Annotated in this window: 11 protein-coding genes and 1 pseudogene; 5 read left to right on the top strand and 7 right to left on the bottom strand. The window is 66.2% G+C overall.

What is annotated here, in order from left to right:
- Window positions 1-69: 69 nt before the first annotated feature.
- The 7 genes from C8K14_RS19880 to C8K14_RS19850 form a co-directional block, all read right to left on the bottom strand.
- Window positions 70-1,122 (bottom strand): glycosyl hydrolase family 8, encoded by a 1,053-nt coding sequence (locus tag C8K14_RS19880; protein WP_107718653.1) that lies wholly within the window; start codon window positions 1,120-1,122, stop codon window positions 70-72.
- Window positions 1,112-1,576: a hypothetical protein gene (locus C8K14_RS19875; RefSeq protein ID WP_022674485.1), complete on the bottom strand. Its 465-nt coding sequence runs from the start codon at window positions 1,574-1,576 to the stop codon at window positions 1,112-1,114. Before C8K14_RS19875 ends, C8K14_RS19880 begins: the two co-directional genes overlap by 11 nt.
- Window positions 1,576-5,208, bottom strand: coding sequence for a cellulose biosynthesis protein BcsC (locus C8K14_RS19870; protein WP_107718696.1), 3,633 nt, complete (start codon window positions 5,206-5,208; stop codon window positions 1,576-1,578). Before C8K14_RS19870 ends, C8K14_RS19875 begins: the two co-directional genes overlap by 1 nt.
- A 1-nt stretch (window position 5,209) precedes the next feature.
- Window positions 5,210-9,667, bottom strand: a complete 4,458-nt coding sequence (gene bcsA, locus C8K14_RS19865; RefSeq protein ID WP_107718651.1) for a UDP-forming cellulose synthase catalytic subunit — start codon at window positions 9,665-9,667, stop codon at window positions 5,210-5,212.
- Window positions 9,664-10,428 carry a cellulose synthase operon protein YhjQ/BcsQ gene (locus tag C8K14_RS19860; RefSeq protein ID WP_054131825.1) on the bottom strand — a complete coding sequence of 255 codons (765 nt, stop codon included), beginning with the start codon at window positions 10,426-10,428 and terminating at the stop codon, window positions 9,664-9,666. Before C8K14_RS19860 ends, bcsA begins: the two co-directional genes overlap by 4 nt.
- A complete protein-coding gene (locus C8K14_RS19855; protein WP_107718649.1) occupies window positions 10,428-10,901 on the bottom strand; it encodes a hypothetical protein in 474 nt (157 codons plus the stop codon). The genes C8K14_RS19860 and C8K14_RS19855 overlap by 1 nt, the downstream gene beginning before the upstream one ends.
- A gap of 204 nt (window positions 10,902-11,105) precedes the next feature.
- The gene (locus C8K14_RS19850; protein WP_054131823.1) at window positions 11,106-12,515 is read right to left on the bottom strand and encodes a short-chain fatty acyl-CoA regulator family protein; all 1,410 of its coding nucleotides are present in this window, start codon (window positions 12,513-12,515) and stop codon (window positions 11,106-11,108) included.
- A gap of 135 nt (window positions 12,516-12,650) precedes the next feature.
- Between C8K14_RS19850 and C8K14_RS19845 the strand changes: the two genes are divergently transcribed.
- From C8K14_RS19845 to C8K14_RS19825, 5 genes and pseudogenes are all read left to right on the top strand, one after another.
- Window positions 12,651-14,177: an acyl-CoA carboxylase subunit beta gene (locus tag C8K14_RS19845; protein WP_022676653.1), complete on the top strand. Its 1,527-nt coding sequence runs from the start codon at window positions 12,651-12,653 to the stop codon at window positions 14,175-14,177.
- A 16-nt stretch (window positions 14,178-14,193) separates the two neighbouring features.
- Window positions 14,194-14,631 carry a methylmalonyl-CoA epimerase gene (gene mce / locus C8K14_RS19840; protein WP_062788632.1) on the top strand — a complete coding sequence of 146 codons (438 nt, stop codon included), beginning with the start codon at window positions 14,194-14,196 and terminating at the stop codon, window positions 14,629-14,631.
- A complete protein-coding gene (gene scpA / locus C8K14_RS19835; protein WP_107718648.1) occupies window positions 14,618-16,864 on the top strand; it encodes a methylmalonyl-CoA mutase in 2,247 nt (748 codons plus the stop codon). The genes mce and scpA overlap by 14 nt, the downstream gene beginning before the upstream one ends.
- Window positions 16,865-16,881: 17 nt before the next feature.
- Window positions 16,882-18,903 carry an acetyl/propionyl/methylcrotonyl-CoA carboxylase subunit alpha gene (locus C8K14_RS19830; RefSeq protein ID WP_107718646.1) on the top strand — a complete coding sequence of 674 codons (2,022 nt, stop codon included), beginning with the start codon at window positions 16,882-16,884 and terminating at the stop codon, window positions 18,901-18,903.
- Window positions 18,904-18,985: 82 nt separating this feature from the next.
- Window positions 18,986-19,085, top strand: a pseudogene (locus C8K14_RS19825) (electron transfer flavoprotein subunit beta/FixA family protein); the annotation flags it as partial.

The raw sequence follows: 19,085 nt of genomic DNA, 5'->3' as shown, positions 1-19,085 counted from the left end.
CGTTCGGGCAAACCATGTTCTGGCAAACCAGGGTGGGGGCGGCCAGGCCAGCCCCCAAGGCCGCCTGGTTCAGGTCAGCGCGCCCACCAGCATCTGCAGCGCCGCGCCAAAGTATTCCGGTGCCAGGCCCAGCGGCGGGCGCGTGCCGATCAGCTTGCTGGCGATTGCCGCGCCGCCGTTCGACACGGCAAACGAGGCGCGCTCCCCGGTATTGAGATCGATCCACGCCGGGATCGGCTGCCCCTGCGCCAGGCATTGCCGCCAGAAATTGGCCACCGGCTGGACCAGGCTGGCGCGATGGCCGGCAAGCGCGAACAGCGGCACGCGGATGGCGTCAAAGCCAAAGCGCGGATCGTGGCCGGGGGCCGGGGCAAAGCGGCCCGGGCCGGCCACCTCCACCCAGTCGGCTGGCAGGCCATATTGGCCAAAGCGCGCCTGCGACACGATCGCCGTGGCATCATCGGCCAGCGCCTGCCACACGCCCGGCCCATCCCATTCGGCAAAGCTCGTGAAGGCAGGCCAGATGAAATAGGATGGATTGACGATGACGCGCCCATTGGCCTGGAAGCCTTCCAGTCCGGGCAACAGCAGCTTCATGCCAAAGCGGTCGACGACCAGGCGCTGGCGGATGGCGGCGCGGATCGCGGCAGAGCGCGTGCGCCATTCCCCCACGCCCCAGCGCTGCCCGGCGCGCTGCAACGCCCAGGCGATCATGATATCGCCATCGGCCGCGTTGTTGCGATCGGGCACGTGGTCAGGATTTGACGGATCGTACCGCCACGCGTGCAGGGCCACGTCGCTGCGCAGCAGGTTGTCGTTGGTCCAGTCCGCGATCAGCTCGAACGTGGCACGGTCGCCGGCCTCCAGGGCCAGGACCAAGCCATAGCTTTGCCCTTCGCTGTGGCTGATCCCGCCGTTCTGCGGATCGACGATCCGGCCCGAGGGATCGAGAAAGCGGGCCTTGAACGTTTCCCAATCGCCGTTGCTGGCCATGGCCTTGCTCTGTCGCCCCGGGGCGCAGGCGGCGGTCAGTGCCACCAGCAACCCGAACCCGAACCCGCGCCGATCAATTCCTTCATTCTGCCCGGCGCCGGCCGGGCGCTTCATCCGATCAGCGGCCATGTCTGATTGCAAGCGTATGTCCCTTCCATTCGGCCGTGGTCGTCAGGGCAATGCTGCTGCCCATCATGCGGAACCAAGTATCATAGGTGCCCTCCATCAAGGGCGGCAGCAGTGCTTTCCACGGCTCGGCGATCTCGGCCTCGGTTTCGGGATAGAGGCCGTCCTGGCGCACCACGATGGCGCTGTCTTCCACCGTCACCACGGCGCTGCCCCAGCCCAGCGTGGCCCACAGCGCATTGATGCGCGTGGTCATCGTGCCCAGGTCTTCCACGTCATCGAGCGGCACCACCGCGGCGATCCGCTTGCCCACCGCGGCATAGAAGCCATGGCTCTGCTCTTCGGTCGCCGCGCTCGACAGCTCGCGCGCGATCATGGCCACCAGAAAGCTGGCACCGGCCGGTGGCGAAGCTCGGAACGCGCTGGACACGCGCGGTGTCTTCGGGTCCTCAAACATTATTTGGTCGCTCCCAAACTCTGGCGGATGCCGATGGTCGAGCGAAGCTCGTCATAGCTGCCAAAGGTATTGTAACTGGCCTCGCCCCCGATGCGGGTCGACGGGCTGATCTGGTAATAGACCGATCCTTCGGCCGAGAGCGCGAAGCCGGTCTTGCTGAGGCTGTCATACCGCGCGCGCACGTCGCTATCCTGGGCCTTGAGCGCGTTGAGCTGGGCCTGCAACGGATCGTTGGTCGGATAGAGCGCGGCGTCTTTCTGGTTATAGCTCTGATAGCCAGGGGTGACCGCGGCACGCACGGCCAACTGGTCCTTGTCCAGGGCATAGCGCACCGGAAAGCTGACCGAGAGGAAGCTTTGCGGGCTGAAATAGCCGCCGTGGCCATAGGTGAAGTAGTTCTGCGGGTTGTCGTACGACTGATAGTTGACGTTGATCCCGCTGGTCAGCGACGAATGCTCGGTGCGATAGACCCGCAGATAGCCGCCCACGTTGGCTTCCACGCCGTGGTTCTTGCGCACGTTGATGCCGTTGTAGCGGTTGTAGGCAACCGTGCCGTAGGCGCCGCTGCCGTTGCGATCGACCGACAGTCCGGCGCCGCCGCCCAGCCGCATGACATGGCCCCAGGTCTGCCCCGTGACCGGATCGCGCGTGCCGGCATAGGCGATCACGCTGTCGGTTACCGGGCGGCGTTCCACCCAGGCCTGCGCCTGCACGCCGTTGCCCAGGCCCGGCGTCACCCCGGCGTGGAACGAGACCTGCGTCTTGCCCATGCCCAGCGGCGTCGTGCCGACATCGGCATGGACCACGCTGCTGTCATAGCCCACGCTCAGCCCCACACCCGAACGGTGCTGGGTATCGGCCTGGACCAGGGCAGAGGCTTTCTGCGCGACGATGGCCTGCGCCTCGATCGTGGCATTGGTGCCAAAGCGCGCCAGGCCCGATCCGGTCGGTCGGCCGGAATCGAGCACCACCGCTTCGGCGCGGGCATGCACGCGGCCACCGGCAAGCCCGGTGGAAATCTCGGCAGAGCCGCGCAGGTCGCTCAATTGCGAAAGCCCGGTCTCACCCTTGCGCTCGCGATACGAGGTGCCAAGGTCGACCCGCGGCCCGCTTTCGCGGGTGAGCGAAGCGATATCGCCCGAGATCTTGGCCATGACCGGATCGACCGGGCCGCCAGCCGCCAAGGGCGCTGCCGCATCGCCAAACGGCGAGGAACCGACAGGCGCGGGCGCCGTGCCAAAGCCCTGCCCGCCAAACGCCGGGCTGGGCAGCGCACCATAGCTGCCCTGCGCCGGATAGGCCGGTTGCGACGGATAGGTGTTCTGGACCGGATAGGAATTCTGGGCTTGATAGGAATTCTGGGCGGCCGGCGTGGCATAACCGCCACCAGCACCGTCCATGACCGAGCCCCTCGTCTGCGCCACCGGCGTGGCATAGGCCGGGGCGTTGCCATAGGATGGCGCAGCATAGCTGGCGGGTGCGGCATAGGCCGGGGGCGCGCCGAAGCCGTTGTTCATCGGCACCATCTGCGCGCTGGGCAGGCGCGTGCCGCTGCCCAGCGCAAAGGGGTTGATCTGCGGCTGGGCCTGCATCGCCGGCTGATCGCGGAACGGATTGCCCGTGCCCACGCCCATCGGATCGGCGGCAAAGGGATTGCCGCCAAAGGCATCGATGCCATTGCTGCCGCTTTGCCGCGAATAGAGCGCGCGCGCTTCCTTGAGCAGGCGCACCGCAGCGCTGCGATCACCGCGCGCCTGGGCCACCTGGGCCAAGGTCATGCGCACCTGGTAATCCTGCGGGAAGGCCTGCAGCGCGCGGTTGGCTGCACTTTGCGACAGCTCCTTGTCGCCGGCGGCCTGGGCGGTCTGCGCCAGGCCGAGCAGGGCATCGCGGTTGCGCCCGTCACGCGTCAGCACGATCTGGAAGGTCTGCGCCGCACGCGCGGCCATGCCGCCCGATTGATAGAGCCGGGCCAGCGCAGCCATGATTTCCAAGTTGTCAGGCGCCGCGCCCCAGGCGCCGCGCAGCACGTCAAACGCCTGGGCAAACTGGCCGTTGAGGCGCAGGCGATCGGCCTGGCCCACTGCCAGCCCGGCCGACATGCGCGCCAGCGTGCGCTGGCCTTCGGGCGAAGTATTGCCCAGCGCCGCCGCCTTTTGCAGGGCCGCACGGGCCAGATCATCGCGGCCGGTCTTGGCCAGCACGCGCACCACCGCGTCATAGCCATCGAGATCGGCGATATCGCCGCTCATCGCCGCCTGGGCATATTGCCCGGCGCCCACGCCATCGCCCAAGTCATAAAGCGCGCTGGCAATCGCGGCACGGCGTGCGGCCGGCAGAGTCTTGATCGCACCCAGTTGACGCAGCGCTGCTACGGCCTGCTCGCGCTGGCCGCCGGCGGCCATGGCCTTGGCCCGCTCGATCGCGCTGTCGGTCTTCACCCCCAGGGCAAAGTTGCGCATCGCCGGGGTGCGCTGGGTTTCGGGAATGCGATCGATCAGCGATTCGGCGGCAGCATGGCGGCCCAGATCGGAATCGATCAGCGCGGCGGCATAAAGCGCATCGGGATCACCTGACTGGGTCAGCGTGTTGATCAGCGATTCGGCTTCGACGCTGCGGCCGTGGCGGATCAGGAAGCGCGCGAATTCATAGCGGATCCACGGATCGCTCTGGTCGAGCATCAGCCCGCCCTGGAATTCCTGCTCGGCCGTCACGTCGTCGCCACGCGCCACGGCGGCCAGCGCGCGGCCACGCGCGGCGCGGCTCTGCAGGCGCTGGTCGGTCTGCGTGCCGCTCACCTCGCCGGCCTGGCGATAGAAATCGGCCGCGTCGGCATAGCGGCCCTGGCGTTCATAGATATCGGCGAGCAGTTCGAGCGCCGGCCCCGGCTGGCCAAAGCCAGAGCGCACCAGCGCCTCGGCCGCAGCCTGCGCCTGGTCGGTCTGGCCGCGCGCGAGAAGATTGCGCGCCTCATCCATGCCGGCATAGAACCGCGCAGCAGACAGTGCCTCGGCCCAGCGGCCCGGATTGGGCTGGCGCGAGGCCTGTTCCAACAGATCGCGCGCTTCGGCAAAGCGGCTTTGGCGCAGGCGCACGATGCCCAGGCCACCCAGCGCATCGCCATCGTTGCGGTTGACGCCCAGCGCCTTCTGGAAACGGCTGGCGGCCGCATCCAGGTTGTTGTCATCCAGTGCATCGAACCCAGCCATGCGCTGCTTGCCGGCATTGTCGGCGGCGCGCTGGCGCGGGTTGGCCGCAGGCGGCGGTGCCTTTTCCGCCACGCGCTCGGCCGGGCGCGGCTGCGGACGCGGCGCGGCCCGCGCCACGGTCGGGCGCGGGGCGGGCTTGGCTGCGGGCTGCTTGGCAGGTTGCGCCTTGGGTGCAGCGGCGGGCGCTCCACCCCCGGCCAGAGCGCGGCGCGCCTCGACATTGCCGGGATCAAGCGCCAGCGCGCGGCGCAGCGCCTGATCCGCCAGATCCTGGCGCCCCTTGCCCTTCCAATAGAGCCCCTGTGCAATCAGGGCCTTTACCCCGGGCACATCGGCGAATGCCACCTGGGGCAAGGCCAGCGAGGCACTCGAGGCCAGCAGGATGGCAACAGCAGCACGGGAAGAAGGCAGCGGGGCGGACATCTCATTCATCCTTTGCACCCAGACGCAGACGAGCCTGGCGGCGGAAATAGGCGTAAGCTGGGCCAGTGAGCCCCAATGCCAGAATGAGCGTGCCGAACGCCATGAGCAAGGGGCGTTGGCTGAACCAGAAGGCCACCTTCATCCAGATCGGCAGGCTGCCGACCCAATAGGTGGACCCGATGGCAAAGCTCGACATGCCATCGCCCGTGGCAACCGACAGGTCACCCTGGATCTGGGCGTTGATCTTGGAATCGGCCATGCCATCGACCAGCGGGGGCAGATCGGCCGCATCATCGGCCACCAGCGCCACCACCGTGCGATCCGACGCATAGGGAGACTGGAAGCTGACAATACCGGCAAACCCGCGCGCAGCGTGGATCATCGGCTCGACATCGGCCTCGTTGGTGAGGCCACGATCGGAAAACAGCGCGGAAACATATTGCAGGGGGCTTTTTTCAGCCACTTTCAGCCCGTGCCCGTCCCAATGCAGCGGCGCATTGGCAAAGACCTGGCCAGCCCCGGCGATCGCCGAGCTGCCGATCACCAGGATATCCTGGCTCGACAGCCGATCGGGATCGACGCCATCGGCCACGGTCACTCCGGTGGGCGCAATCCCGGTGCTGTCACCAAACCGGCCCATCAGGTTGAGGAACGCCTGAACCGAGGCCGGCGTGGGATTGCGGCTCATCAGCACGGTGGTTTCGCCCAGGTCAGGGCGAATCGTGAAGGGATAGCCCGCGCCCGCGAATGTGGCGAGGTCAGGCATTTCCAGCGCGTGATAGGCGTGGCTGAGATCGATGGTCGAGGCCGGATCGACCGCCACGCGCACATTATCAGGCAGCGTGCCGGTGCACTTCTGCTTGTCGGCCAGGATCAGGTTGTAATCGAAAACCAGATCGTTCTGCCCGAACAGGTTGTAGCGCGGCAGGGTAAGGCTGGCCGAACCGTCAAAGCTGTTGGCGCCCTTCGATCCGAACCAGTCGCTCCACCAGCTGCCGGCCAGCGGCAGGGTCTTGAGGAACTGGCTGTTGATCGAGATATCAAGGCGCGAGGCCTTGCGATCCATCCACTTGGCCAGCGGATAGCGATAGATGAGGTTGAGCGTGCCGCCCTGGCGCGGCCAGAAGAACAGGTCTGGCGCGACGCGAAAACGTGCCGTCAGCGGGCCCGGCGGCAGGCCCATGCCCTGGAGCGCATAGGGCTCCATGATCTCGCCCAGCTTGACGGCGTGATCGGTGGTGATCCAGCGCGGCGCACCATAGCGCGGATAGCTGGGTACGCGGGCGCCATCGAAATTCATCCGCGCCCCGCCAAACACGCCGCGGCCCGACGAGACCGCAGCAGCCGCCAGGCGCAGTTCGCCATCGTCACGCCCCATGATCACCAGCACGGTGCCATAGGGATCGCGCGGGTTACGCACGACGGCGGCCGAAGGGCCGCTGACCGTCATGTTGAGACCGGGCAGGCTCTGCCCCGATTTGAGGAAGGCGATCGCGTTGCCCATGGGCATCTGCCCAAAGAGTGGCTGGAACGAGAATCCGCGATAGCTGGCCATCGAACCGAGCCAGCCGGCCATGGCAGCAGAGGCCTCAAGCTCACCCTTGTGGGGCTGGCCGGCGAACACGAACGGCATCTTGAGCGTGGTGTTGAGCGCACGATCGAAAAACGGCCCGGGCAGGTGCGACAGGTCGGGCACGTTGGGCAGGGCCTGGGTGGTCAGGTCCAGCCACGAGCGCGTGTTGCTGACATTGGCCCAGAGCACCGAATTGAATGGATCTTCGCAATCGCGGGCATAGTGCCCGATCAGGCGCAGGTTCAACTGGTTGTCACCGGGCAGGAACAGCGCCGGGTTGATCGGCAGGGTCAGCACCTGGCCGCCAGAATCCTGCGGGCGCAGCGGCACGGTCTGCACCACTTCGCCGTTCACCAGCACGACCAGCTGCGAGAGATCGCCCAGCATCGCCGGCGACCAGGCCAGTTGCAGGGTGATCGACGCATCGGTCACCACCTGGTTCTTGCGCACGCCGAACGGAATGGAGATTTCGCCGCGCGTGCCCTGGAGCCGCACGGCGTTCTTGATGCGCAGGTCCTTGAGCGTCAGCCGTTCACGCGAAACGCCGCCGCCCGAGGCGGCAGCGGCGGGCGCAGCGCCGGCCGGCGCCGTGGCGGCCTGGGCCTGCTGCGGGGCCAGCAGCGTGCCGACCAGCGGCATGGCCAGGAGCATCGCGGCGGCAGCAGCCAGGCTGGCGCGCTTCTTGCGCTTGCCCTGCCCTTCGGCCAGCTTGGCATCGGCCTTGGCCTTTTCCTCGGCCGCGCGCGCCAGCTTGGCCGCTTCGGCAAGACGGCGCTGCTCTTCCTTGGCGGCCTTGCGTTCGGCACGATTGAGCAAGAGCAGGCGCTTGATCGTCAAGCCATCGACCACCAGAATATCCCTCAGCGAACGCAAGCCAGGCACAATCTCTGGCGGCGCGGCGCGCTGCCAGGCGTCCGCCCGTCCCATAACGGCACGAACAAGCCTACGCTGGCCCAGTGTGTCAAGCGGCTGATAGCGGACAAATGCACGGCCACGCGTGCGGCGCACGGTTTCCACCGGCACGGCCAGGCGATCATCGCCCATCGCCAGGACGATATCGGTCACCGTGGCATCGCCCACCGGCAGTTCGGGCGGCAGTTCGATCGCGGCCCCACCCATCGAGATGTCGATCGTGGTGCCATCAACCACATGGCCCGAGGAAAAGTGAACAGCCACAGGCAGTTCGGCAGTTACGCGGATGGTCTGGCGGGCCTGCCGGGTTTCGCGCGCCACCGACACGGCAGCGGTCAGGATGATCAGGCTGAAGGTGGCCCAGGCGACGTTGAGCGCCAGGGTATCGAGCTGCACGTTGAACAGGTGCTGGAAGAAAACGCGCTTGCCGATCGCCAGCAGGATGCCGAACACGATCGTGGCCATGCAGATCATGTGCGGCTTGACGATGGCCCAGTCGAAGAACGTGCGATCGAGCAGGTCGCCCTTGTCGGTCACGTTGAACTTGCCCTTGCGCGGGTTGAACCAGGTCATCACCGTGGGCGCTACCAGGTGGAAGGCCAGGATCGTTTCATAGACCTCGCCCCAGAACGGGCGGCGTTCGCCGGCCTGCGAGCGTTCCGAAGTGACCTGCGAGCAGAACAGGTGCGGCGCGGCATAGGCAAAGATCAGCGAGGCCGACGCGGCGATGATGTTCTGGCCAAAGATCAGGTAGGCGAGCGGGCTGGTCAGGAAGCAGATGCGCGGCAGCGGAAACTGGAAGTGCAGCATCGCATTGAGATAGCACAGGCGCTGCTGCCACTTGAGGCCGGGGCCAAGCAGCGGGTTTTCGATGCGCAGGATCTGCGTCATCCCGCGTGCCCAGCGGATGCGCTGGCCGATGTGCAGCACCAGGCGCTCGGTGGCGAGGCCCGCCGAAAGGCGCGCGCTGATATAGGCGGTGGACCAGCCGGTGCGCTGCAGCTTCAAGGCGGTGTGCGCGTCTTCGGTCACCGTTTCGCCGGCAAAGCCGTTGGTTTCCATCAGCGCCTCGCGGCGGATCACCGCGCAGCTGCCGCAGAAGAACGTGGCGTTCCACAGGTCGTTGCCGCCCTGCACCGGGCCATAGAACAGATCGCCTTCGCCCGGCATGTGCTTGGCCGTGGCCAGGTTGCGCTGCACCGGATCGGGCGAATAGAAGAAGTGCGGCGTCTGCATCAGCGCCAGCTTCCGCTCCTTCTGAAAATAGGCCACGGTCAGCTGCAGGAAGGCGCGCGTGGGCACGTGGTCGCAATCGAAGATCGCGATCAGTTCGCCCTCGGTCTTCTTCATCGCCGCGTTGAGATTGCCCGCCTTGGCGTGCAGGTTGTTGTCGCGCGTGATGTAGCCGCAGCCGGCCTCGCGGGCAAAGGCGCGGAATTCCGGGCGGCGGCCGTCGTCCAGGATATAGACGTTGAAGCGGTCGTGCGGGTAATCCATGTCCATCGCGGCGAACACGGTGTTGCGCACGATATCCAGGCTCTCGTTATAGGTGGGGACATAGACGTCCACCGTCGGCCAGGTGTCGGGCTCGCCCTCGATTTCCGCAACCGGGCGCTCCAGCGGCCAGGTGGTCTGCAGAAAACCCAGGATCAGCAGCACCCAGGCATAGAGTTCGGCCAGGTAAAGCCCGGTGCCGAACAGGAATTCCAGCGGCGTGCCGAAAGAGAGCGTCTGCGTGGTGCGCCAGAAGATATAGCGGGTAGAGGTAATGATCGCGAGGATGCCGATCGCCAGCGAACCCTTGCGCGATTTCCAGCGCGACAGCGCCATCATGCCCACGATCGTTCCGCCAGCCAGCATCCACTGCTGCTTGAGATCAAGCGGCACGCCGATCACCACCAGCGCGGTCAGCGCCAGCAGGACGAACGTGCCCAGCCGCAGGAGGTTTGCGGGATTGCGGAACAAGGCGATCATGCGGCGCGGTTCTTTCCGGTCTGGCCAGCGGGTGCGGCGGCATCGTCTTCGGGCAGGTCGGCGCCCTCGTCATCCAGGATTTCGGCAATCAGTTCGGCCACGCATTCGCCCAGCGCGATGGTATCGGCCAGGGCTGCGCTGTGCGGGGCATAGCGGCCCAGCGGCTGCAGCATGGCGCCGGCCTCGATCACGGCCTCGTCGCGGCGCACCTGGCCGAGCAGGCGATCGCCCAGCAGTTCGCGCAGGAAGCCCACCGAATGGCGGGCAAAGCGGCGGGTGTCTTCCACCATGCTCATCACGAAGCGGGTCTTGGCCAGACCGGTATCGTTGACCGCCGGGAGCATCATCAGGCATTCGGCGGTCGCCGTCAGCGGGCAGATTTCCAGCACGGCATAGGGCAGCAGCAGATCGCGCAAGTGGCGATCGGCGCTGGAAATGTCGGCCACGAACAACTGCTCGCCGCCAAAGCCGATCTCGCCCTTGGCAAGCGCTTCGGCAAAATCGGGCTGGCGGGCCAGGGCCGCCGCGCTGCGCAGCGCCACACCCTGAACCGATGCGCTGGCCGTATCCTCGGCCGGGGCATCGAGCGGGGGCAGCGCTTCACCCGGGCCGATCCCGAAGTGCAACTGCAGCGTGCCGCTCTGCGCCAGATCGAGCGCGGTGACATCGTGCCCGGCGCGCGACAGGGCGATCGCGGTGGTGGCCGCCAGGAACGACGTGCCAGTGCCGCCGCGCGGGCTGTGGAACAGGATCAGGGCCATCAGGCGTCTCCCCCTTCGACCGCATCGGACAGGCGCTGCAGCAGCGAGCGGATGTTCTGGGCGCGATCGGGGCGGCCATAGCGGCCAAACAGGCTGGGCGTGGCGGCAGGCTTGGTCGGCAGCGGCACGGGATCGGATGGGGCAATCGCCACCGGGGCGGCCACAGGCTCGGCAACACGCTCAGCTGGCGTCATCGCAGCGGCCACCGGGGCTTGTTCGGGGCGGGCTTCGGCACGAGCTTCAGGGCGGATCTCGGGACGAGCCTGGGCGCGGGGCGCGGGCAGGCGGGCGCTGTCACCGGGCATGGCCGCCGCGATGGCCGAAGCATCGTCCTGCGGCATGATGCGCGGGTCCTTGAGCAGCGCCTCGAAGATCGGCCAGCTTTCCAGATCGGCGAAGCGGTCGACGAATTCGCGATAGCGAAAATCGCTTTTCCCCAACCGATCCAACAAGACCTTTGCATCTGCCCGCATAGCCCAAACCCCTTAGTAATCTCTCTAGAGGTCTTGCAGACAATGGTTAACAAATACCTTCGCATGCCCCGCCACATGCCAGAAACCCCCCGGTTTTGCGAGGTTTTGTCACGGTAACGAAAATTAATCGACCCTAATGTGACCAACCGGCCCGCCGGGCATGGCGTCAACCCAGGCCAGGAAACGACCGATTCGCCACGCCGCCTAACCCGTGACGATGCGGTAGGGCACGCGATCGCGCTGCGCCGGATCGACGGCAATGGCCCGGTCGCTGGGCGGAAATGCCCGCTGGTCGCAGGTATCGCGCGGGCAAGTGCGGCACGATGCACCGATCCGCGCCACCGCCTCGTCGCTCGCCAGGTTGAGCCCGTCGGCATAGACGAACTCGCTGGCCAGCGCCGCTTCACAGCCCAGCGCCACGGCATAGCGGCGCGACGGGCGGTAATAGGAACCCGATGGCTTCACCAGGCCCTTGGCGATCGAGACATAGCGCACGCCGTCGGGCATTTCGGCCAGTTGCACGTGAATGCGATCGGGAATGGCCACCGCCTCGTGCACGATCCACAAGGGGCAGGCCCCACCATAGCGGCCGAACTGCAGCCGCGTGGCGGAATGGCGCTTGGTCACGTTGCCGGCCATGTCCACCCGGCAGAAAAACACCGGAATGCCGCGCGCCTGCGGGCGTTGCAGCGTGGACAGGCGGTGGCACACCTGCTCGAAACTGGTGTGGAACGGCTGGCGCAGCCGATCGACATCATGGCGCAGCGCCCGCGCCGCCTGGGCAAAGGCGGTGTAGGGCATGGTCAGCGCGCCTGCGGCATAGTTGCCCAGGCCCACCGCCAAAAGGTGCCGCGCCGCTTCGCTGCGCAGGGGCGCATGCGCCACGATCTGCGCGATCGCATCGGCCAGCGCGATGGCGCAGACCTGATAAGCAAGCTGGAACCGGCTGGATTCGAGCGGCTGGGTGGAATCGAGCGTGAGCGTGCGGCGCGGCGCATCATAGCGCCGCACCGGGCCGCCGCCACGCCACACCACGCTCACCCCTTCGCCCGCCAGCCAGGCCTGCATCTGGGCAATATCGGGCGACGGCTCGCCCTGCCCGATCCGCGCCGCCAGGTCTTCGGCCCCGCGATCGAGCGCATCGACATAGTTGCCGGCATGGTGGAACCAGTCGCGCACTTCCTCCCACGGCAGGCGCCCGCCCGCGGCCAGGCTCGCGCCGATGGTCTCGTCCATCATGTCGAGCCTCTGGCGGGTTTGCGTATAGAGCCCGTGCAACTGCACCACCTGCCGCGCCAGATCGGGAAACTGCCGGGCCAGCCGCTCGATCTGTTCGCCCGGCGGGCTGGCAGAGAGATGCGGATCGGCCAGCGCCCCGCGCAGTGCCTCGGCCAGGTCATCGGCCGCGGGCGGTGCAAGGTCTGCCCAATCGACCGGGAACGTTGCCATCAGCGTGTCGGTCAGCGCGGGCGTCAGCGGCCGCTCGTCGTTTTCCAGTTGCGAGAGATAGGACGCGCTGATGCCGAGCATGCCGGCCATATCGGCCTGGCGCAGGGCGCGGCGCTGGCGCAGCGCGCGCAAGGGTTGCCCGGCAAAGAGAGGACGGCGTGCCATGGTGCCATGCGGGCTATCACGCAGCCCGCGCTTTGCAAAGTATCGCTTCGCAACTTTACAGATTAACATTGGACAGCGCCGCCGCCCTACGGCATCGCGGAGCCAATTCTGCAAACTTGCAAAGCGAGAGATGCCATGTCAGCCAACATTGCCGAGATGGAACGCCGCCGCGCCGCCGCGCGCCTGGGTGGCGGCCAGCGCCGGATCGATGCCCAGCACGCCAAGGGCAAGCTGACCGCGCGCGAGCGGCTCGACATCCTGCTCGACGAAGACAGCTTCGAAGAGATCGACGCCTATGTGGAGCACAACTGCGTCGATTTCGGCATGCCAGAAAACACCATTCCCGGCGATGGCGTGGTGACCGGATCGGGCACCATCAATGGCCGCCTGGTCTTCGTGTTTTCGCAGGACTTTACCGTGTTCGGTGGCGCGGTGTCCGAACGCCACGCGATGAAGATTTGCAAGATCATGGACATGGCGCTGAAAGTGGGCGCGCCGGTGATCGGCATCAACGATTCGGGCGGCGCGCGCATTCAGGAAGGTGTCGCCTCGCTCGGCGGCTATGCCGAGATTTTCCAGCGCAACGTGCTGGCCTCAGGCGTGGTGCCGCAGCTCTCGCTGATCATGGGGCCGTGCGCGGGCGGCGCCGTCTATTCCCCGGCGATGACCGACTTCATCTTCATGGTGAAGGATTCCAGCTACATGTTCGTCACCGGCCCCGACGTGGTCAAGACGGTGACCAACGAGATCGTCACGCAAGAGGAACTGGGCGGCGCGATCACGCATTCGACCAAGACCTCGGTCGCCGATCTGGCGTTGGAAAACGATATCGAAGCGCTGCTGACGGCGCGCGAATTCTTCGATTACCTGCCGCTCACCAACCGCACCGGCGTGCCCGAGCGGCCCACGTCCGACCCGTGGGACCGCCTGGAGGAAAGCCTCGACACGCTGATCCCGGCTTCGCCCACCCAGCCCTACGACATGCACGAGGTGATCACCAAAGTGCTGGATGAGGGCGATTTCTTTGAAATCCAGCCGGGCCACGCGGCCAATATCCTGTGCGGCTTCGGCCGGATCGAAGGCCGCACCGTGGGCGTGGTGGCCAACCAGCCGCTGGTGCTGGCCGGCGTGCTCGATATCAACTCGTCCAAGAAGGCCGCGCGCTTCGTGCGGTTCTGCGATGCGTTCGACATTCCCATCCTGACCTTTGTCGACGTGCCCGGCTTCCTGCCCGGCACCGCGCAGGAATTGGGCGGCATCATCAAGCACGGTGCCAAGCTGCTGTTCGCCTATGGCGAGGCCACCGTGCCCAAGATCACCGTGATCACGCGCAAGGCCTATGGCGGCGCCTATGACGTGATGGCGTCCAAGCACCTGCGCGGTGATTTGAACTATGCCTGGCCCACGGCCGAAATCGCGGTGATGGGCGCCAAGGGCGCAGTGGAAATCATCTTCCGCGGGCTGGGCCCCGAAGAGATCGCGGCCAAGACCAAGGAATACGAAGACCGCTTTGCCAACCCGTTCGTGGCTGCGTCCAAGGGCTTTGTCGACGAGGTGATCCACCCGCATTCCACGCGCCGGCGCATCGCGCTCGCCTTGCGCAAGCTGCGCGGCAAGCAACTCGAAAACCCGTGGAAGAAGCACGACAACATTCCGCTGTAAGAAGGCGCGCAATCCCATGAAGCTTGGTCGTTTGAACCACGTCGGCGTGGCGGTGCCTTCGATGCACGACGCCATCGCCTATTACCGCGAGGTGATGGGCGCGAGCCTGATCACCGCGCCGTTCGACATGCCCGAGCAGGGCGTGAAAGTGGCATTCGTCAACACGCCGGGTGAAGCGGGCACTGCCGGCACGCAGATCGAACTGATCGAACCGCTGGGTGAAACCAGCCCGATCGCCGGCTTCATTGCCAAGAACCCGGCCGGCGGGCAGCACCACCTGTGCTACGAGGTGGCAGACATCGAGGCCGCGCGCGCCTGGTTCACCGCGCAGGGCAAGCGCATCCTCGGCCCAACGCGGATCGGTGCCCACGGCACGCCGATCTTTTTCCTGCACCCCAAGGACATGCTGGGCCAGCTGACCGAAATCATGGAGACGCCCCGTGGGGACCATTAAAGACTGGGAAGCCCTTGCCGCCAAGGAGGTGAAGGGCAAGGACCTCACCTGGCACACGCCCGAAGGCATCGCGGTCAAGCCGCTCTATACCGCCGATGACGTGGCGACAGACCCCGGCCTGCCCGGCTTTGCCCCGTTCACGCGCGGTGTGCGCGCCAGCATGTATGCCGGCCGCCCCTGGACGATCCGGCAATATGCCGGCTTCTCCACGGCCGAGGAATCCAACGCGTTCTATCGCCGCAACCTGGCCGCCGGGCAAAAGGGCCTGTCGGTGGCGTTCGATCTGGCCACCCACCGCGGCTATGACAGTGACCATCCGCGCGTGGTGGGTGACGTGGGCAAGGCCGGCGTGGCGATCGACAGCGTCGAGGACATGAAGATCCTGTTCGACGGCATCCCGCTCGACCAGATGTCGGTGTCGATGACGATGAACGGCGCGGTGATCCCGATCCTGGCGTTCTTCATCGTCGCGGGCGAGGAACAGGGCGTTCCCACCGAAAAGCTGGACGGAACCATTCAGAACGACATTCTGAAGGAGTTCATGGTCCGCAACACCTATATCTATCCGCCCGAACCCTCGATGCGGATCATCTCGGACATCTTTGCCTTCACCTCGGCACGGATGCCCAAGTTCAATTCGATCTCGATTTCCGGCTATCACATGCAGGAAGCCGGCGCCACGCAGGTGCAGGAACTGGCCTTCACCATTGCCGACGGCATGGAATATGTGAAGTATGGCGTCGCCTCTGGCCTCGACATCGACAGGTTCGCCGGGCGGCTGTCGTTCTTCTTTGCCATCGGCATGAACTTCTTCATGGAAGTGGCCAAGCTGCGCGCCGCACGCGTGCTGTGGCACCGCGCGATGACGCAACTGGGCGCCAGGGACGAACGCAGCAAGATGCTGCGCACCCACTGCCAGACCTCGGGCGTCAGCCTGCAGGAGCAGGACCCCTACAACAACGTCATCCGCACCACGATCGAGGCAATGGCCGCGATGCTGGGCGGCACGCAGTCGCTGCACACCAATGCGCTCGATGAAGCGATCGCGCTGCCGACCGACTTTTCCGCGCGCATCGCCCGCAATACCCAGATCGTGATCCAGGAAGAAACGGGCATGTGCAACGTGGTCGATCCGCTCGGCGGGTCGTACTACATCGAAGCGCTTACCGCACAGCTGGTCGACCAGGCCTGGGCCATCATCGAGCGCGTCGAGGCCGAAGGTGGCATGGCCAAGGCAGTGGCCGCTGGCTGGCCGAAGGCGATGATCGAGGAAGCCGCCGCCGCCCGCCAGGCCCGCGTCGACAAGGGCGAAGATGTGATCGTCGGCGTCAACAAGTATCGCCTCGCCACCGAAGACCGCATCGAAACGCTCGAAGTGGACAACCACGCCGTGCGCGCCGGCCAGATCGCCCGCATCAACGCGGTGCGCGCCAGCCGCGACGAAGCTGCCGTGCAGGCTGCGCTCAAGGCCATTACAGAGGCGGCGCGCGCGGGGGCTTCGACAAGCTCAGCCCGAACGGATGGGGGGAAACAAGATTTCCCCATCACGGACGGTGCGGAACAGAACACCGTTCGCCCTGAGCCTGTCGAAGGGCCTATCCAAACCACCCCCGATCTCACCCACAACCTCCTCGCCCTGGCCGTCGAAGCCGCGCGCCATCGCGCCACGCTGGGCGAGATTTCCGATGCCATGGAGGCGGTGTTCGGCCGCCACGGCACCACGCCCACCCCGGTCAAGGGTGTCTATGGCGCGGCCTATGCGGCCGACAAGCGCTATGCCCAGGTGATCGAGGGCGTCGAGGCCGTGACCCGGCGCCTGGGCCGCAAGCCCCGGCTGCTGGTGGCCAAGATGGGCCAGGACGGCCACGATCGCGGCGCCAATGTCATTGCCTCGGCATTTGGCGACATGGGCTTTGACGTGACCAGCGGCCCCCTGTTCCAGACGCCGGAAGAAACCTGCGTCCTGGCGCTTGCCACCGACGTGGATGCGATCGGCGCCTCGTCCCTGGCGGCTGGGCACAAGACGCTGATCCCCGAACTCATCGCGCGCCTGCGCGAGGCCGGGCGGGGAGACATCAAGGTGGTGGCGGGCGGCGTGATCCCGCCGCAAGATTATGATTTCCTGCGCGAAGCCGGGGTTCAGGGCATCTATGGCCCGGGATCGAACGTGGTGGAATGCGCTGCCGATATGCTGCGCCTGCTGGGCCACAACATGCCGCCGCTCGACGCGTGACGGGACGGGAGAGGACGATGTTCAAGAAGATCCTTATCGCCAATCGCGGCGAAATCGCCTGCCGCGTGATCAAGACCGCGCGCCGCATGGGCATTGCCACCGTGGCCGTCTATTCCGACGCCGACGCGCGCGCGCCGTTTGTGCAGATGGCCGATGAAGCCGTGCACATCGGCCCGGCCCCGGCCGCGCAATCCTACCTGATTGCCGACAAGATCATTGCCGCGTGCAAGGCCACCGGGGCCGACGCGGTGCATCCCGGCTATGGCTTCCTGTCGGAGCGCACCAGCTTTGCCGAGGCACTGGCCGCCGAAAACATCGCGTTCATCGGACCGCCCGTCGGCGCGATCGCCGCGATGGGCGACAAGATCGAATCCAAGAAGCTGGCCAAGGCCGCCGGCGTCAACGTCGTTCCCGGCTATGTCGGCGAGATTGACGATACCGACCATGCCGTGCGCATCGCCAACGACATCGGCTATCCGGTGATGATGAAGGCTTCGGCCGGCGGTGGCGGCAAGGGCATGCGCCTCGCCTTTTCCGAAAAGGACGTGCGCGAGGGCTTTGAAAGCGTGAAGCGCGAAGGACTCAATTCCTTTGGCGACGATCGCGTGTTCATCGAAAAGTTCATCGAGAATCCGCGCCACATCGAAATCCAGATCCTGGGCGATCAGCACGGCAACATCCTCTACCTGAACGAGCGCGAATGCTCGATCCAGCGCCGCCATCAAAAGGTGGTGGAGGAAGCCCCCTCGCCCTTCGTCAGCCCGGAGATGCGCAAGGCCATGGGCGAACAGTGCGTCGCCCTGTCGCGCGCGGTGGGCTATTATTCCGCCGGCACGGTCGAACTGATCGTTTCGGGCGCGGACAAGACCGGCCAGTCTTTCTACTTCCTGGAAATGAACACCCGCCTTCAGGTGGAGCACCCGGTTACCGAGGCGATCACCGGGATCGACCTGGTGGAACAGATGATCCGCGTGGCCGCGGGCGAAATGTTGGCTTTCACGCAGGATGATATCGGCATCGATGGCTGGGCGATCGAAAACCGCGTCTATGCCGAAGATCCCTATCGCGGCTTCCTGCCCTCCACCGGGCGCCTGGTGCGCTATCGCCCGCCGCTTGCCGGCTGGACCGACGACGGCCAGGCCAATGGCCGGCGCGGGGTGGACGGCGTGCGCGTGGACGACGGCGTCTATGAAGGCGGCGAAGTCTCGATGTTCTACGATCCGATGATCGCCAAGCTGGTCACCTGGGGCAAGACGCGCGACGAGGCCGCCGACCGCCAGGTCGCCGCGCTCGACGCGTTCGAGATCGAGGGCCTGGGCCACAACATCGATTTCGTCAGCGCGATCATGCAGCATCCGCGCTTCCGTTCGGGCGAACTCACCACTGGCTTCATCGCCGAGGAATATCCCGAAGGCTTCCACGGCGCCCCCGCCGACGAAGCCCTGCAGCGCGCGCTGGCCGGCATTGCCGCGTTCCTGGCGACGGCGCGGGCCGATCGCGCCCGGCGGGTGGATGGCCAGTTGGGCAAGCGGCTGCGGCCGCCATCGGCATGGTCGGTCACCCTGGGTGGCCAGGTCTTTGCCGTGGCGCTGGCCGGTGACGAGGTTACCGTCGATGGCACGCCGCTTGATCTGGCGATGGAATATACCCCCGGCGATACGCTGGTAGAGGCTGAGGTGGACGGCGCGGTGCTGGGCGTGAAGGTCAAGCCGACGCGCAGCGGTTTCCAACTGACTACGCGCGGCGCGATCCACAAGGTGCAGGTCCTGCCCGCCCGCGTGGCGCCCTATGCCACGCACATGATCGAAAAGGTGCCGCCCGATCTCTCGCGCTTCCTGATCTGCCCGATGCCCGGCCTGCTGGTGTCGCTCAACGTGGCCGAAGGCGACAGCGTGGAAGCGGGGCAGCCGCTTGCCGTGGTCGAGGCGATGAAGATGGAAAACATTCTGCGCGCCGAAAAGAGCGGCAAAGTCAAAGCAGTGCGTGCCAAGGCCGGCGAAAGCCTGGCGGTGGACGCGATCATCCTCGAGATGGAATGAACCGCCTGCCAGGAAGGCTAGTTGACGTTTACGTAAGCGTGAATTACAGGACGGCGAAACCGTTGGGAAAGGCGTGAGTGCAATGAAAGCCCTGGTCTGCGTGAAGCGGGTGATCGACTACAACGTGAAGCCGCGGGTGAAGGCGGATGGCACGGGTGTCGAGCTGGCGAACGTGAAGATGA

This window comes from Novosphingobium sp. GV079 (assembly GCF_003058045.1).
GTDB lineage: Bacteria > Pseudomonadota > Alphaproteobacteria > Sphingomonadales > Sphingomonadaceae > Novosphingobium > Novosphingobium capsulatum.
The sequence above is the reverse complement of the archived record's forward strand: the minus strand, read 5'-3'. Positions and strand labels throughout refer to the sequence as shown.